12 protein-coding genes are annotated in these 13,934 nt (G+C 59.6%); 2 read left to right on the top strand and 10 right to left on the bottom strand.

The window, feature by feature from the left end; all coding sequences use genetic code 11:
- Positions 1–6: 6 nt before the first annotated feature.
- The 7 genes from greA to grpE all read right to left on the bottom strand — a co-directional run bounded on the left by greA (position 7) and on the right by grpE (position 10,039).
- The gene (gene greA / locus QMK50_RS17725; RefSeq protein ID WP_095169471.1) at positions 7–483 is read right to left on the bottom strand and encodes a transcription elongation factor GreA; all 477 of its coding nucleotides are present in this window, start codon (positions 481–483) and stop codon (positions 7–9) included.
- Positions 480–3,701 (bottom strand): carbamoyl-phosphate synthase large subunit, encoded by a 3,222-nt coding sequence (carB, locus tag QMK50_RS17720; RefSeq protein WP_095169472.1) that lies wholly within the window; start codon positions 3,699–3,701, stop codon positions 480–482. The genes greA and carB overlap by 4 nt, the downstream gene beginning before the upstream one ends.
- Positions 3,702–3,819: 118 nt before the next feature.
- Positions 3,820–4,956: a glutamine-hydrolyzing carbamoyl-phosphate synthase small subunit gene (carA, locus tag QMK50_RS17715; protein ID WP_095169473.1), complete on the bottom strand. Its 1,137-nt coding sequence runs from the start codon at positions 4,954–4,956 to the stop codon at positions 3,820–3,822.
- Positions 4,957–5,214: 258 nt separating this feature from the next.
- Positions 5,215–6,021, bottom strand: a complete 807-nt coding sequence (gene dapB / locus QMK50_RS17710) for a 4-hydroxy-tetrahydrodipicolinate reductase (RefSeq protein ID WP_095169474.1) — start codon at positions 6,019–6,021, stop codon at positions 5,215–5,217.
- 10 nt (positions 6,022–6,031) lie between these two features.
- The gene (gene dnaJ, locus QMK50_RS17705) at positions 6,032–7,156 is read right to left on the bottom strand and encodes a molecular chaperone DnaJ (RefSeq protein ID WP_095169475.1); all 1,125 of its coding nucleotides are present in this window, start codon (positions 7,154–7,156) and stop codon (positions 6,032–6,034) included.
- Positions 7,157–7,453: 297 nt separating this feature from the next.
- Positions 7,454–9,370: a molecular chaperone DnaK gene (gene dnaK / locus QMK50_RS17700; RefSeq protein ID WP_095169476.1), complete on the bottom strand. Its 1,917-nt coding sequence runs from the start codon at positions 9,368–9,370 to the stop codon at positions 7,454–7,456.
- A 102-nt stretch (positions 9,371–9,472) separates the two neighbouring features.
- The gene (grpE, locus tag QMK50_RS17695) at positions 9,473–10,039 is read right to left on the bottom strand and encodes a nucleotide exchange factor GrpE (protein WP_095169477.1); all 567 of its coding nucleotides are present in this window, start codon (positions 10,037–10,039) and stop codon (positions 9,473–9,475) included.
- A gap of 250 nt (positions 10,040–10,289) precedes the next feature.
- On the opposite strand from grpE, the gene recN reads away from it, so the two are divergent.
- The gene (gene recN / locus QMK50_RS17690; protein ID WP_095169478.1) at positions 10,290–11,963 is read left to right on the top strand and encodes a DNA repair protein RecN; all 1,674 of its coding nucleotides are present in this window, start codon (positions 10,290–10,292) and stop codon (positions 11,961–11,963) included.
- Between the two features lie 74 nt (positions 11,964–12,037).
- Here the strand turns inward: recN and fur are convergent, their stop codons facing one another.
- Positions 12,038–12,442, bottom strand: a complete 405-nt coding sequence (gene fur / locus QMK50_RS17685; RefSeq protein ID WP_007920840.1) for a ferric iron uptake transcriptional regulator — start codon at positions 12,440–12,442, stop codon at positions 12,038–12,040.
- Between the two features lie 97 nt (positions 12,443–12,539).
- Here fur and QMK50_RS17680 point away from each other — a divergent pair, with 97 nt between their 5' ends.
- Positions 12,540–13,064: an outer membrane protein assembly factor BamE gene (locus tag QMK50_RS17680; protein WP_095169479.1), complete on the top strand. Its 525-nt coding sequence runs from the start codon at positions 12,540–12,542 to the stop codon at positions 13,062–13,064.
- Positions 13,065–13,191: 127 nt separating this feature from the next.
- Here the strand turns inward: QMK50_RS17680 and QMK50_RS17675 are convergent, their stop codons facing one another.
- Together QMK50_RS17675 and QMK50_RS17670 are read right to left on the bottom strand one after the other, a co-directional pair.
- Positions 13,192–13,500, bottom strand: a complete 309-nt coding sequence (locus QMK50_RS17675; RefSeq protein WP_320333627.1) for an RnfH family protein — start codon at positions 13,498–13,500, stop codon at positions 13,192–13,194.
- Positions 13,493–13,927, bottom strand: a complete 435-nt coding sequence (locus QMK50_RS17670; RefSeq protein WP_095169481.1) for a type II toxin-antitoxin system RatA family toxin — start codon at positions 13,925–13,927, stop codon at positions 13,493–13,495. Before QMK50_RS17670 ends, QMK50_RS17675 begins: the two co-directional genes overlap by 8 nt.
- Between the last annotated feature and the right edge of the window lie 7 nt (positions 13,928–13,934).

Here is a 13,934-nt window from a genome sequence, read left to right as displayed (position 1 = left end):
CAGCCTTCAGATATGGCGGACTTCGACAATCTCATACTCGATCACGCCACCCGGCGTCTTGACCGCCACCACATCACCCTCTTCCTTGGCAATCAAGGCGCGGGCCAAGGGCGAACCGACGGAAATCTTGCCGAGTTTGAAGTCAGCCTCGTCCTCACCCACGATGTGGTAAGTAACGCGCTCATCCGTCTCGACGTTGGCGATTTCCACGGTAGTACCGAAAATCACTTTGCCGGTGTGCGGGATGCTCGTGACATCGATGATGACCTGGTTCTGAATCCGGCCTTCAATGTCACGAATCCGCGCCTCGACCATACCCTGCTGCTCGCGGGCAGCGTGGTACTCGGCGTTTTCCTTCAAGTCACCCAGCTCGCGGGCCGTACCGATGTCCTGGCTAAGCTTTGGACGTACGACCTTGGTCAGGTGAGTGTGCTCTTCTTCCAGGGCGCGCGCGCCCTGGACGGTCATTGGGTATTTGATCATGCCTTCAATCCTGCGTGTAGATCCTGCAAGCGGCGCACGGTCTTCTCGGGACCGAACTTCAACGCTTCGCAGATGGCTTCGCCAGCAGCAATGGTGGTGGTGCAGTAGATCTTGTGCTGCAAGGCATTACGACGAATGGAATAGGAATCAGCGATCGACTGACGGCCTTCGGTGGTGTTGATGATCAGCGTGACTTCGTCATTCTTGATCATGTCGACCACGTGCGGACGACCTTCGGTCACCTTGTTCACACGACGCACTTTCAGGCCCGCTGCTTCGATCAGCTTGGCTGTCCCGGCAGTGGCAACCACTTCAAAGCCCAGGCTGATCAGATCACGCGCTACGCCGGCAACCAGTGGCTTGTCGTCGTCGCGCACGCTGATGAACGCGGTACCGCCGGTCGGCAGCACTTCGCTGGCGCCCATCTGGGCCTTGGCGAACGCTTCACCGAAGGTGTCACCCACGCCCATCACTTCACCGGTGGACTTCATCTCTGGGCCCAGGATCGGGTCAACGCCAGGGAATTTGGCGAATGGGAACACCGCCTCTTTCACGCTGTAGAAGTTAGGAATGATTTCCTTGGTGAAGCCGATTTCCTTCAGGGTCTTACCGGCCATCACGCGAGCCGCGATCATGGCCAGGGAAACACCGATGCACTTGGACACGAACGGCACGGTACGCGAAGCGCGTGGGTTGACTTCGATCACGTAGATGTCGTCGCCTTGCAGCGCCAACTGTACGTTCATCAAGCCGACCACGCCCAGTTCCAGGGCCATTTTCTTGACCTGTTCGCGCATCTCGTCCTGGATGTGCGCCGGCAGCGAGTACGGCGGCAGCGAGCACGCGGAGTCACCGGAGTGAACGCCGGCCTGCTCGATGTGCTGCATGATCGCGCCGATCACCACGTCGGTGCCGTCACAGACCGCATCCACGTCCATTTCGATGGCGCAGTTGAGGAAGTGGTCGAGCAGCACCGGGCTGTCGTTGGACACTTTCACCGCGTCACGCAGGTAGCGCTTGAGCTCTTCTTCTTCGTAAACGATTTCCATCGCACGGCCGCCCAGTACGTAGGACGGACGCACCACCAGCGGGTAACCGATCTTGCCGGCGGCGCGAATGGCTTCGTCTTCGCTGCGCACGGTAGCGTTAGGCGGCTGACGCAGATTCAGGCGCTCGACCATTTGCTGGAAACGCTCACGGTCTTCAGCGCGGTCGATGGCGTCAGGGCTGGTGCCAATGATCGGTACGCCAGCCTCTTCAAGAGCACGCGCCAGTTTCAGCGGGGTCTGGCCGCCGTACTGGACGATCACGCCTTTAGGCTTCTCGACGCGGACGATTTCCAGCACGTCTTCCAGGGTCACCGGTTCGAAGTACAGGCGATCGGAAGTGTCGTAGTCAGTGGAAACAGTTTCCGGGTTGCAGTTGACCATGATGGTCTCGTACCCGTCGTCGCGCAGCGCCAGTGCCGCGTGAACGCAGCAGTAGTCGAACTCGATGCCCTGGCCGATACGGTTTGGACCGCCGCCCAGGATCATGATCTTGTCGCGACCCGATGGCGCAGCCTCGCACTCCTCCTCGTAGGTCGAGTACAGGTAGGCGGTGTCGGTGGCGAACTCGGCCGCGCAGGTATCAACGCGCTTGTAGACCGGGTACACCTCGAGCTTGTGGCGGTGACGGCGCAGGGCCTTCTCGGTCACACCCAGCAGCTTGGCCAGGCGCATGTCGGAGAAGCCTTTGCGCTTGAGACGGAACATCAGGTCGCGGTCGATGCTGGTCAGACCCAGGGTCTTGACCTTCTCTTCGTCCTTGATCAGATCTTCCATCTGCACCAGGAACCAACGATCGATCATGGTCATGCTGAAGATGTCGTCAACACTCATGCCGGAGCGCATTGCGTCCGCCACGTACCAGATACGCTCGGCACCCGGCACGGTCAGCTCGCGCTTGAGCACGCTCATGCTTTCCGGGTTGCTCAGGTCAACTTTCTCGTCCAGGCCGCAGACGCCGACTTCCAGGCCGCGCAGGGCTTTCTGCAGGGATTCCTGGAAGGTCCGGCCGATGGCCATGACTTCACCAACCGACTTCATCTGCGTGGTCAGGCGCGCGTCAGCCTTGGCGAATTTCTCGAAGGCGAAACGCGGCAGCTTGGTCACGACGTAGTCGATGGACGGCTCGAAGGACGCCGGGGTCTTGCCGCCGGTGATGTCGTTCGACAGCTCGTCGAGGGTGTAGCCGACCGCCAGCTTGGCTGCGACCTTGGCGATCGGGAAGCCGGTAGCCTTGGAAGCGAGTGCCGAGGAACGGGACACACGCGGGTTCATCTCGATGACAACCATGCGGCCTGTGTCCGGGCAGATACCGAACTGTACGTTGGAACCACCGGTTTCCACGCCGATCTCGCGCAGTACCGCCAGGGAGGCGTTACGCAGGATCTGGTATTCCTTGTCCGTCAGGGTCTGTGCTGGCGCAACAGTGATCGAGTCACCGGTGTGCACGCCCATCGGGTCGAAGTTTTCGATCGAGCAGACGATGATGCAGTTGTCCTTCTTATCGCGGACAACCTCCATTTCGTACTCTTTCCAGCCGATCAGGGATTCGTCGATCAGCAGTTCCTTGGTCGGCGACAGGTCCAGGCCACGGGCACAGATTTCTTCGAACTCTTCACGGTTGTAAGCGATACCGCCACCGGTGCCGCCCATGGTGAAGGACGGACGGATGATGCACGGGAAGCCCAGCTTCTCGAGGACCGCATTGGCCTCTTCCATGCTGTGGGCGATACCGGAGCGCGGGCAGTCCAGGCCGATGGATTTCATCGCCTTGTCGAAACGCGAACGGTCTTCAGCCTTGTCGATGGTGTCGGCGTTGGCGCCGATCATTTCCACACCGAATTTTTCCAGAACGCCTTCGCGCTCCAGGTCCAGGGCGCAGTTCAGCGCGGTCTGGCCGCCCATGGTTGGCAGCAGTGCATCTGGACGCTCTTTCTCGATGATCTTGGCAACGGTCTGCCACTTGATCGGTTCGATGTAGGTGGCGTCAGCCATGGCCGGGTCGGTCATGATGGTGGCTGGGTTGGAGTTCACCAGGATGACGCGGTAACCCTCTTCGCGCAGGGCTTTGCAAGCCTGGGCGCCGGAGTAGTCGAATTCGCAGGCCTGGCCGATAACGATCGGGCCAGCGCCGAGAATCAGGATGCTTTTAATGTCTGTACGTTTTGGCATGGGTTTGTCACTCAAATCCGCAGGTCAGTCGGCAAGCCGTCTTGTTCAATCTGTGAAGCCTTGAGGGGGTCACCGCAGCGGTGGCCACCCTCAGGCTTTGCTACATCTAGGCCCGCGCTCAGCGACGCTTGGCCATCTCGTTGATGAAGCGATCGAACAGTGGCGCTACGTCGTTCGGGCCAGGGCTGGCTTCAGGGTGACCCTGGAAGCTGAAGGCGCTCTTGTCGGTACGCTCGATACCTTGCAGGGTGCCGTCGAACAGCGATTTGTGGATCGCACGCACGTTGGCTGGCAGGGTCGCTTCGTCCACGGCAAAACCGTGGTTCTGGCTGGTGATCATCACCACACCGCTGTCCAGGTCCTGGACCGGGTGGTTGGCACCGTGGTGGCCGTGGCCCATTTTCAGGGTCTTGGCGCCGGAGGCCAGGGCCAGCAGTTGGTGACCGAGGCAGATACCGAACACCGGGATCTCGGTTTCAAGGACTTCCTTGATCGCCTGGATCGCGTAGTCGCAAGGCTCCGGGTCACCCGGGCCGTTGGACAGGAACACGCCGTCTGGCTTGAGGGCCAGGACGTCGGCCGCCGGGGTTTGCGCCGGCACCACGGTGACGCGGCAGCCGCGCTCGACCAGCATGCGCAGGATGTTCAGCTTGACGCCGTAGTCGTAAGCCACCACGTGATGGGGCAACTCGCTGGCTTCGATGGTCGCGTGGCTGTCGGTTTTCAGGTCCCAGACAGTCGAGCGCCATTCATATTGCTCTTTGGTGCTGACGACTTTCGCCAGGTCCATGCCCTTCAGGCCTGGGAAACCGCGCGCTGCTGCCAGAGCGGCTTCTTCAGAGATATTGTCACCAGCCATGATGCAGCCGTTCTGCGCGCCTTTCTCACGCAGGATGCGTGTCAGGCGGCGGGTGTCGATACCAGCAATAGCCACCACATTGTTGGCTTTCAGGTAGTCGGACAGGGACATGGTGTTACGCCAGTTGCTCGCAACCAGAGGCAGGTCACGGATGACCAGGCCGGCAGACCATACGCGGTCGGACTCGGCATCTTCTGGCGTGGTGCCAGTGTTGCCGATATGCGGGTAAGTCAGGGTAACGATCTGTTGGGCGTAGGAAGGATCGGTAAGGATTTCCTGATAGCCGGTCATGGCGGTGTTAAACACCACCTCTCCAACGGTTTGACCGTCGGCTCCAATGGCTTCGCCGCGAAAAATGCTGCCATCAGCAAGGGCGAGTATGGCTGGCTTAGTCAAGAAGACCTCCCGTAAATAAAGCCTGAAGGGGCGATCGCAGGTTGTAAAAAAGCGGAGTGACGTATGGACACGTCACCCCGCTTCTTCACTGAATTATTCTGCGCGCTTTTAGTGGACACACTAAAGCTGTAGCTTACAGAAAAAGGCATTTTTGGTCTACCGCCAATGAGCCTGAAAGGCTAGAGAATGCGACAGGGCGTCGCTTGGCGGGGAAAAACGGGCTCGAGCGCAGGGCTCGAACCCGATTTCGGGCACATCTTAACGCAAATCGAGCACGTCTTGCATGTCATACAGGCCTGGTTCGCGACCATCGAGCCATAGCGCAGCACGCACCGCACCCTTGGCGAAGGTCATGCGACTGGAAGCCTTGTGAGTCACCTCCAGGCGCTCACCCTCGCAGGCGAACAGCACTGTGTGATCACCCACCACATCACCACCGCGCACGGTGGCAAAGCCAATGGTCTCGCGCTCACGAGCGCCGGTATGGCCTTCACGACCGTAGACCGCGACCTTCTGCAAGTCACGCCCCAGCGCATCGGCAATCACCTCGCCCATGCGCAGCGCCGTGCCGGATGGCGCATCGATCTTGTGCCGGTGATGAGCCTCGATGATCTCGATATCGGCATCATCACCCAACACCCGCGCCGCCATATCCAGCAGCTTGAGCGACAGGTTGACCCCGACGCTGAAGTTGGCCGCAAACACGATCGGAATATCCTTGCCCGCCTCGGCCAGCACCTGCTTCTGCGCGGCGTCCAGGCCCGTCGTGCCGATGACCATGGCCTTGCCTGCCTTGCGGCAGAACGCCAGGTTCTTGAGCATGACTTCCGGCAGCGTGAAGTCGATCAACACATCGAACTCCTGCGCCACGACCTCCAGGTTGCCCACCAGGGACACCCCGATCCGCCCCAGCGACGCCAGCTCACCGGCATCCACGCCGATCAGCGTGCTGCCAGGGCGCACGATGGCCGCCGTCAGGCCAGTGAGCGGTGCGCGCTGCTGCACCGCCTCCACCAGAATCTTGCCCATGCGCCCAGCAGCGCCCATCACAGCTATACGTCGCATACCAGATTCCTTACAGGTCGCCGAAGAAACGCTTCACGCCTTCGAACCAACCCGTGGTTTTCGGCGAGTGGCTGTTGTCATCCGCCAGGGAGCTGCGGAACTCTTCCAGCAATTCACGCTGACGACGACTCAGGTTGACCGGAGTCTCGACCGCCACACGGCACATCAGGTCGCCAGCACCACCGCCACGCACCGGCGCAACGCCTTTGCCACGCACGCGGAACTGCTTGCCGGTTTGCGTACCCTCAGGGATCTTCAGCTTGACCCGACCATCGAGAGTCGGAATCTCCAGCTCGCCGCCCAAGGCAGCATCGACAAAGCTGATTGGCACTTCACAGAACAAGTGCTTGCCGTCGCGCTGGAAGATCGAGTGCTCGCGCACGTTGATCACCACGTACAGGTCGCCGGTCGGCCCACCCTGGGTCCCCGCCTCACCCTCACCCGACAGGCGGATGCGATCACCAGTATCAACGCCCGCCGGCACTTTCACCGACAGGGTCTTGTACTCTTCGACACGCCCTTCGCCATTGCAGGAGTTGCACGGGTCGGAAATGATCTTGCCCTGGCCGTGGCAACGCGGGCAGGTTTGCTGCACCGAGAAGAACCCTTGCTGCATGCGCACCTGGCCGATACCGCCGCAGGTTGGGCACGTCACGGGCGAGGAGCCCTTCTTGGCGCCCGAACCGTCGCACGGCTGGCAGTTGACCAGCGTCGGAACCCGGATATTCACGGTCGTGCCGCGCACCGCTTCTTCCAGGTTCAGCTCCAGGGTGTAGCGCAGGTCGCTGCCGCGCTGCGCGCCGCCACGGGAACCGCCACGACCACCACCAAAGAAATCACTGAACACATCACCAAAGATGTCAGAGAAGTTCTGCCCGCCGAAACCGGCACCGCCGCCACCCATGCTTGGGTCGACACCGGCATGACCATACTGGTCGTACGCCGCGCGCTTGCTGGAATCGGACAGTACTTCGTAGGCCTCGTTGGCCTCCTTGAACATTTCTTCCGACGCTTTGTCGTCAGGATTACGGTCCGGGTGATGCTTCATCGCCAAGCGACGGTAGGCCTTCTTCAGGTCTGCTTCGCTCGTGCCACGCTCGACACCCAACACTTCGTAATAGTCACGCTTTGCCATAAGTCTTTGCACTCTTAAGGACGTCCGGCAAACCCCTCCTGAGCCTTGCCAAACTCGTTGAGCCCCAATACAGGCCCGGACCCAACTCACGTCAATTCAACGATCCTGGTCTTTGATTCGATACGGTACTTGCGGCTCGAAAAGCAGGAGCATTCCCGGCCATACCATCCGCAGGCGAACGTTGTCGCACGCGGTAAAAATTCGTGTACTCCAGACACGCCAACGCGGGAGCAAGCTCCCGCGCGGCGACATCCTACCAGTCACCGCACAAAGGCAGTCAACCGGCCGACCAACAACTTACTTGTGGTCTTTAACTTCTTCAAACTCAGCATCGACAACGTCGTCAGCCTTTTGCGCCGATTCACCTTGTGGTGCTGCGCCTTCAGCTGGCTGAGCCTGTTCGGCGTACATCTTCTGCGCCACTGGCGCGGAGACTTTCGACAGCTCCTCGACCTTGGCGTCGATGGCAGCCTTGTCGTCGCCTTTGACGGCGGCTTCCAGGGCAACCACTGCAGCTTCGATGGCGGCCTTCTCTTCGGCAGTCACTTTGTCGCCAGCATCTGCGACCATCTTGCGAGTCGAGTGCACCAGCGCATCACCCTGGTTGCGGGCGGACGCCAGCTCTTCGAACTTGCGGTCTTCGTCGGCGTTGGTTTCAGCATCACGAATCATCTGCTGAATTTCTTCCTCGGACAGACCGGAGTTGGCCTTGATCACGATCGACTGGGTCTTGCCGGTGGCCTTGTCCTTGGCGCCTACGTGCAGGATGCCGTTGGCGTCGATGTCGAAGGTCACTTCAATTTGTGGCACGCCACGTGGTGCTGGTGGAATCTCAGCCAGGTCGAACTTGCCCAGGGACTTGTTCTGGGCAGCTTGCTTACGCTCGCCTTGCAGCACGTGAATGGTCACAGCGCCCTGGTTGTCATCGGCAGTCGAGAACACTTGCGATTTCTTGGTAGGAATCGTGGTGTTTTTCTCGATCAGCGCGGTCATCACGCCACCCATGGTTTCGATACCCAGGGTCAGCGGGCTGACGTCGAGCAGCAGCACGTCTTTCACGTCACCGGCCAGTACCGCGCCCTGGATAGCAGCACCCATGGCAACCGCTTCGTCCGGGTTCACGTCTTTACGGGCTTCTTTACCGAAGAAATCGGTAACAGCCTTCTGCACCAGAGGCATACGGGTCTGACCGCCGACCAGGATCACGTCGTTGATCGCGCCAACGTCGATACCCGAGTCTTTCAGCGCAATGCGGCAAGGCTCGATGGTGCGTTGAACCAGGTCTTCTACCAGCGCTTCCAGCTTGGCGCGGGAGATTTTCACGTTCAAGTGCTTAGGACCGGTCGCGTCTGCAGTGATGTACGGCAGGTTGACGTCAGTCTGCAGGCTCGAAGACAGCTCGATCTTGGCTTTTTCAGCGGCTTCTTTCAGGCGCTGCATGGCCAGCGGGTCACCCTTGAGGTTCATGCCGCTTTCTTTCTTGAATTCGTCGACGAGGTAGTCGATCAGACGAATGTCAAAGTCTTCACCGCCCAGGAACGTGTCACCGTTGGTGGCCAGCACTTCGAACTGGTGCTCGCCATCGACTTCAGCGATTTCGATCACCGAAACGTCGAAAGTACCGCCGCCCAGGTCATAAACGATCACGGTGTGATCGCCCTTGGCCTTGTCCATACCGTAAGCCAGTGCAGCTGCGGTTGGTTCGTTGATGATGCGTTTTACGTCCAGGCCAGCAATACGGCCGGCGTCTTTGGTCGCCTGACGCTGGCTGTCGTTGAAGTAGGCAGGAACGGTGATCACCGCTTCAGTCACTGCTTCGCCGAGGTAGTCTTCGGCGGTTTTCTTCATTTTCTTGAGGATTTCAGCCGAGATCTGTGGCGGCGACATTTTCTGGCCGTTCACTTCAACCCAAGCGTCGGCATTGTCTGCCTTGACGATCTTGTAAGGGACCATCTGGATGTCTTTCTGAACCACTTCTTCTTCGAAGCGACGACCGATCAAACGCTTCACCGCGTACAGGGTGTTATGCGGATTGGTCACTGCCTGACGCTTGGCCGACTGGCCAACCAGGATTTCGCCATCGTTGGCGTAGGCCACGATCGACGGAGTGGTACGCGCGCCTTCGGCGTTCTCGATAACTTTTACGTTGCCGTTTTCAAGGATGGAGACGCAGGAGTTGGTAGTCCCCAGGTCGATACCGATAATTTTGCCCATGTTAACTCTCCCGAAACTTTGGATTTGGTTGCCGCAGCAGTGGTGGCTAACTGCGGTAGCACTTAAACGCTTGACTTATAAATGGGGGCCTTGCGGCGGATTTCAAGCCTGCTCGTCAATCGAGGGCGAAACCGGCGCCGGGGCCTTGCTGACCACAACCATGGCCGGGCGCAGCAGGCGACCATTGAGCACGTAGCCCTTCTGGAACACCTTCAGCACGCTGTTGGGCTCCATGTCGGCGCTTTCCTGCATCGCCATCGCTTGATGGTGCTCGGCGTTGAACGGCTCACCTTCCGGATCGATCGCTTCCAGCTGATAACGTTTCAGGGTGTCCTGGAACATTTTCAGGGTCAGTTCGATCCCTTCACGCATCGGACGAATGCTTTCGTCGTCCGGATTGGACAACTCCAGGCCGCGCTCCAGGCTGTCGATGATCGGCAGCAGGTCGCCAGCGAATTTTTCCAGCGCGAACTTGTGAGCCTTTTCTACATCCTGCTCGGCGCGACGGCGGACGTTCTGCAGATCAGCTGCAACACGCAAAGCCTGATCCTGAGCGCCAGCCAGTTGCTCTTCGAGCACTTGTACACGAGCCACCAGGTCTTCACCCGATGCTTGGGGAGCCTGATTGGCGTCTAGATTTTGCGTATCCAGCGTCTGTTCGTCAGCCATAGATTTCTCCTTTCAAAATCGTGCGCGAACTCGACTCGCGCTTCTGTTCCGGTATATGGGGTCGCAATTTGCAGGTTCAAGGGCCTGCCGTGTGCAGAAGCGCATTACCCACACAAAAACCGCTGAATTGGCCTGGCGCCAGGTTTTAAAAAAACACCGACACCAAGCAAATCGAGCTAAACGAGGGCATTGTCAGGGGCAAATAAACTACTGTATAAATAACCAGACATTAAGCCTGGGAGCGGCCTTTATGCTGGTGCACCTGTCCGTACACAACTACGCCATCGTTGAACATCTCGATCTCGAACTGGATCGCGGGATGAGCGTGATCACAGGGGAAACCGGCGCCGGCAAGTCGATCATGCTCGACGCCCTGGGTCTGACCCTGGGCGATCGCGCCGACAGCGGCGTGGTACGCCCGGGAGCGGAAAAGGCCGACATCCTCGCCACCTTCGACCTGGTTGATATCCCGGAAGCCCGCACCTGGCTCGCCGAGCGCGACCTGGACAACGACGGCCCGTGCATCCTGCGCCGGGTCATCACCGCCGAGGGTCGCTCGCGCGGCTACATCAACGGCACGCCCTGCCCCCTTGGCGACCTCAAGGCCCTCGGCGAACTGCTGATCGACATCCACAGCCAGCACGAGCACCAGTCACTGCTCAAGACCGATACCCATCGCCGCCTGCTGGACGAATATGCCGGCGCCACCGACCTGGCCCGCCAGGTCCAGCTCGCCGCCCAGCGCTGGCGCCAGACCCGCCAGGAACTCGAACGCCTGTCCAACTCCGGCGACGAACAGCGCGCTCGCCACCAGTTGCTCAGCTATCAACTCGAAGAGCTGGAAAACCTCGGCCTCGGCGACAACGAGCTGGAGCAGCTTGAGCAAGAGCATAAAAACCTGACCAACGCAGAAACCCTGCTGGGCATTTGCCGACAGGTGGTCGAGCAGTGCAGCGAAAGTGATTCCGGTAATGTGCTGAACGCCCTGACTGCCAGCCTCAATCGCCTGTCCAGCGTCAACAACTCGGTCAACGCCCTGGGTGAAGCCACCAACTTGCTCACCAGTGCGCAGATCCAGGTCGAAGAAGCAGTCGGCGAACTGAACCGGTTCCTCGACAACTTCGACGCCGATCCGGCACGCCTGCAGCAACTCGAAGAGCGCCTGGACACCATCTATACCCTGGCACGCAAACACCGGATCCAGCCGACCGAGGTAGCCGACCTCCAGCAACGCCTGCTGGACGAGCTCGAAACCCTGAATGCCAACGATGAGTCCATCGAGCGCCTCAGCGAAGAGCTGGGAGCTTTCGCCCGCCACTACCAAGAGAAAGCCCGGGAACTGAGTGACTTGCGCCACCAGGCTTCCTCCAGCCTGGCCCACGCCGTCGAACAGGAAATCCAGCGCCTGGGCATGCCGGGCGGGCGTTTCAGCATCGAACTACGCGCCAACACCAGCGCCGAGCTGCTGCCCAATGGCCTGGAGCAGGTGGAACTGTTGGTCAGCGCCAACCCCGGGCAACCGCTCAAGGCGCTGGCGAAAGTCGCCTCGGGTGGCGAGCTGTCGCGCATCAGCCTGGCCATCCAGGTGATCACCGCGCAAACCTCGCGCATACCGACCCTGGTGTTCGACGAAGTGGACGTGGGCATCGGCGGCCCGACCGCGGAAATTGTCGGCCAACTGCTGCGCCGCCTTGGCGAGCGCGGCCAGGTCCTGACGGTCACGCACCTGCCGCAGGTGGCCTCCCAGGGGCATCAACACCTGTTTGTGCACAAGGTCCGCGGCGACCAAGCCACGCGCACTGCGGTATCCAAACTGAGCAAGAACGAGCGAATAGAAGAAGTGGCACGAATGCTGGGGGGTATCGACCTGACCAAGGAATCCCTGGCTCACGCGAAAAAAATGGTGGTAACGGCCAAAAGTTGAATCGGCCAGACAGCACGAAGGCGACCCTTGGGTCGCCTTCGTTCGTTTCGCGGACCTGAGTCCGCGCGACATGCTTACTTTTTAGTACGTACGTACAGCACCAAGTTGTGATCCACCAACTCGAAACCGTGCTTCTCGACGATCGCCTTCTGAAGCTTTTCGATTTCTTCGTCGAAGAATTCGATCACTTCACCGGAATCCACGTTGACCATATGGTCGTGGTGACCGCCGTCAGCCAGTTCGAAGACCGCGTGGCCGCCGTCGAAGTTATGACGGACCACAAGACCAGCGGCTTCGAATTGAGTCAGTACACGGTAAACCGTGGCCAGACCGACATCCTCGCCAGCTTCCATCAGTGCCTTGTAGACATCCTCGGCACTCATGTGACGCTGCTCGGCGGAATCGAGCATTTGCAGAATTTTGACCCGTGGCAGGGTCACTTTAAGGCCGGCTTTGCGTAGTTCGCTATTTTCAACCATGGTCAGCTTTCTCGCGATGCTGCTTCGCAGCTTCTCTTAATGCGGGTATGATCGGCGTTTACGTTGTCCCAGCCAAGATAGTGGAAGTCGCCCACCGATGCAAAACACCAAGCTCTTGCTAACCAGTTTCACCTTCGTGGGACTGCTCGCACTCGCCGGTTGTTCATTCCCCGGGGTTTACAAAATCGACATCCAGCAGGGCAATGTCGTCACGCAGGACATGATAGACCAGTTACGCCCGGGAATGACCCGTCGGCAAGTACGGTTTATCATGGGCAACCCTCTGCTGACCGACACGTTCCATGCCAATCGCTGGGATTACCTGTACAGCCTGCAGCCTGGCGGCGGTGAACGCCAACAGGAACGCATCAGCGTTATCTTCAATCCAGACGACCAACTCGTCAGCTTGTCGGGCGACTTCATGCCTGGCGTAAGCCGTGATGAAGCCCTGATGGGCAAGGACAGCGGCACCAGCGTGTCCGCCCCAGTGGAAAACGTCGAACAGCCAAAACCAGAAAAGCCGGTCAAGCCAGGCTCGCTACTGGACCAGATCCAGAAAGACGTCGACGGCGTAGAAACCGTACCCGTACCAACACCAGAGCCGTTGGACACCACGCAGTAACATTATGCGACACAAGAAAAAGCCCGGCATGCCGGGCTTTTTTATTGCGTGTCAAAAGTGCCTCGCCGTAAGGGCGAAGCCCTAGGTGGCCGCTACCGCAACAACGAATATACCCCCCAAAAAAACCTCAATCCCCCCTAGCCCGCGCCGCCTTAGCCGCCCGCAACCGACGAACCTCTTTGGGATCAGCCAACAACGGCCGATAAATCTCAATCCGATCCCCCGTCCGAACCAGGCAGTGCTCAGGATCAACCACCACCTTGCCAAAAATACCCACAGCACAACTCGCCAGATCCAGCTCCGCAAACTCCCCGGCTATCCCCGACAACTGCAGTGCCGAACGCACGCTACACCCCGCAGGTACCTGAACCGCCAGCAACACCTGACGATCAACGGCGGCATACACCACCTCGACGTCCATCATCGACTCAACCATGCAGTTGCTTGGCCCGCTGACAGAACGCATCCACCAGGGTATTGGCAGCCTGATTGAACAGCGGCCCCAGTGTCGCCCGCACAATCGGCCCGGCGTAGTCGAACGTCAGGTCCAGGCTGATCTTGCAGGCCTTCTCGCCCAAGGGCTTGAACACCCAGAGGCCATGCAGCTGGGTGAAAGGCCCTTCCTCAAGGTTCATCTCGATCGAATGCCCAGGCACCAGCGTGTTACGCGTAACAAAATGCTGGCTGAGCCCACCCTTGGCCACCCCGACGCTGGCACGCATATGCTCGGCGGAGCTTTCCATCACCTTGGCCTCGGAACACCAGGGCAGGAACTCCGGATAACGCGCCACGTCATTGACCAGGTCATAAAGCGCTTGCGCCGGATACGGCAACAGGGCCGAACGTTGAATATGGGTCGTCATGTCAGCG

It is taken from the genome of Pseudomonas sp. P5_152 (assembly GCF_033989915.1).
Taxonomy (GTDB): domain Bacteria; phylum Pseudomonadota; class Gammaproteobacteria; order Pseudomonadales; family Pseudomonadaceae; genus Aquipseudomonas.
The sequence above is the reverse complement of the archived record's forward strand: the minus strand, read 5'-3'. Positions and strand labels throughout refer to the sequence as shown.

Coding starts and splice junctions, on each gene's coding strand:
- greA (WP_095169471.1), bottom strand. CDS start 483: ATGATCAAATACCCAATGACCGTCCAGGGCGCGCGCGCCCTGGAAGAA.
- carB (WP_095169472.1), bottom strand. CDS start 3,701: ATGCCAAAACGTACAGACATTAAAAGCATCCTGATTCTCGGCGCTGGC.
- dapB (WP_095169474.1), bottom strand. CDS start 6,021: ATGCGACGTATAGCTGTGATGGGCGCTGCTGGGCGCATGGGCAAGATT.
- dnaJ (WP_095169475.1), bottom strand. CDS start 7,156: ATGGCAAAGCGTGACTATTACGAAGTGTTGGGTGTCGAGCGTGGCACG.
- dnaK (WP_095169476.1), bottom strand. CDS start 9,370: ATGGGCAAAATTATCGGTATCGACCTGGGGACTACCAACTCCTGCGTC.
- grpE (WP_095169477.1), bottom strand. CDS start 10,039: ATGGCTGACGAACAGACGCTGGATACGCAAAATCTAGACGCCAATCAG.
- recN (WP_095169478.1), top strand. CDS start 10,290: ATGCTGGTGCACCTGTCCGTACACAACTACGCCATCGTTGAACATCTC.
- fur (WP_007920840.1), bottom strand. CDS start 12,442: ATGGTTGAAAATAGCGAACTACGCAAAGCCGGCCTTAAAGTGACCCTG.
- QMK50_RS17680 (WP_095169479.1), top strand. CDS start 12,540: ATGCAAAACACCAAGCTCTTGCTAACCAGTTTCACCTTCGTGGGACTG.
- QMK50_RS17675 (WP_320333627.1), bottom strand. CDS start 13,500: ATGGTTGAGTCGATGATGGACGTCGAGGTGGTGTATGCCGCCGTTGAT.
- QMK50_RS17670 (WP_095169481.1), bottom strand. CDS start 13,927: ATGACGACCCATATTCAACGTTCGGCCCTGTTGCCGTATCCGGCGCAA.